This window comes from Vallitalea sediminicola (genome assembly GCF_054408565.1).
In genome coordinates, this window is sequence record NZ_BTPT01000113.1 from 1 (window position 1) to 2054 (window position 2054).

Here is a 2054-nt window from a genome sequence, read left to right on the forward strand (position 1 = left end):
TGCTTGGCGTAAGTTCTTATCCTTGATGATACGATGGTAACAAGAAACCGTAGTAAGTGCGTTGAATTAATGGCTAAAATCTATGACCATGCTACTCACCGGTATCAAAAAGGCTTTACTATGCTAACCCTTGGTTGGTCTGATGGCTATAGCTTTGTTCCCTGTAGATTTTGCTATGCTATCATCTTCTAATAAAACTAATCGCTTACAAGAATGTGCGACTGTTGATAAACGTAGCCATGGCTACAAACGCCGACAAGAAGCATTGCAAAAGAAACCAGAAGTAGCTATAAATATGATCAAGCATGCCTTGAGACAAGGTGTTATGGCTGATTACGTCCTTATGGATACGTGGTTTACTCATGAACCATTGATCCAGTCTATCTTAGCAGAAGGACTCCATGTCATAGCTATGGTTAAGCAACTCAAACAAAAGTATACGTATCAAGGGGAAAATTATACGTTAAAAGAGTTGCGTACACTATTACCTAAAAATCGGGTAGGTAATATATTAGGTTCAGTAACAGTAAAAACCAAACAAGGTATACCAGTAAAAATTGTCTATGTCAAAAACCGTAATAACAAGAGACAATGGCTTACTATACTAAGTACTGATATCACCTTATCCAGTGAAGAAATCATACGTATTTATGGTAATAGATGGAGCATAGAACTATTCTTTAAAGCTATCAAATCCTTCATGAAATTAGGTACTGAGTTTCAAGGTCGAAGCTACGATATGATGATTAGCCACATAACTATTGTATTTACAAGGTACACACTTCTTGAATGGATAAAGCGTGATGAAAAAGATACCAAAACATTTGGCGAATTATTTTTTTATTACTGTGATGATATAAGTGATATGGACTTAGAAACAGCTCTTCAAGGTTTAATGAGTTTATTTGTTAAGCAGATAAAAGGGGCTAGTTCTGAATACATATCTAGTATAAAAAATCAATTGTAGTACTGGATTGACCAGCAAGCCAGTTATATCAAGGATTTGTTCGTAAATTTATGCTGGGAAAGTTGAGTTAATAATATAAGCTCTAAATTAAGAATTAATTTAAATTTATATACAAGCAGGAAGTTATTTTAAAAGTAAATGTTTTAACAAATCATTTACTATTTTAAATTCAGATGCTTTTTTAGATGTAGTTGCATTTGCTACTGACTTTATGACCTCTTCTTGGGGTATAGTCACATAGCCATCAAGCTAAGCCATGTTAATTATTCGTTAGCGATTATTAAATACCATATTTTTCAATAATCATTCTTTTAATAAGCTTCATTGGTGAATTTTAAGTATCCATTAGTATTCATTAAGGTATTTTATGTTGCATATTTATCTGTACTGATTGTTAGTGTATGACAAACTCCAAGAATATCAAAAACAGTAATCTTATCCTCTTTATGTGATTTTAACCATTCCTAATTTTAAAATTTTAATTTTAAGGTATTGCAAATTTTATCCCATGCTTCAATTTCACCTTATCTTTTTACAAAACTTGTTTCTCTCGCTATTTATTCAATCTTTTCTTTTGAAAAATATCTTATAAGTTTATCTGCAAAAAAGTTTATATCTTTATCTAATTTTAAGTTTTCTTATATCATTTGTAAGCATGAATGTAGTTTTATCATCTTCCAAATAATAACATTTTTACAGATAGGATAGGTATTTTTATAGAATTTTCTTAGCTTGATGGCTATGTTGCTGTCCCCCTATATTGAAAAAAATAAGTGAATCGGATAAACGTTCATTTAGTCTATATCTAAGAAAAGAAGGAAAACTTGTTTAAGAAGAACATATAGCATTAGAATATACTCATAGCAGTAGGATATTAAATGAAGAAAGAAATAAGTTTATAGATTTACTAAAAAAGATGGCTGAAAATGTTTAACTATATTATTAATCAACAATCTTCAACAAAAATTCCTATAATACTCCCATGAATTGGAAAATGAGATAAAATACTACTTGAAAATTGTTATCATTTACAATATAATCAAACTAGTTGATTCTAGATATTTTACAAGGAGCCAGCTATACAAAA

The 2054-nt window shown here is 30.3% G+C and carries 1 protein-coding gene; it reads left to right on the forward strand.

The genetic code is table 11. The features are described from left to right. The first annotated feature begins 142 nt into the window (after window positions 1-142). Window positions 143-967, forward strand: a complete 825-nt coding sequence (locus tag ACX6CF_RS25735; RefSeq protein ID WP_458788248.1) for an IS4 family transposase — start codon at window positions 143-145, stop codon at window positions 965-967. Window positions 968-2054: the final 1087 nt, after the last annotated feature.

Coding starts and splice junctions, on each gene's coding strand:
- ACX6CF_RS25735 (WP_458788248.1), top strand. CDS start 143: ATGGCTATAGCTTTGTTCCCTGTAGATTTTGCTATGCTATCATCTTCT.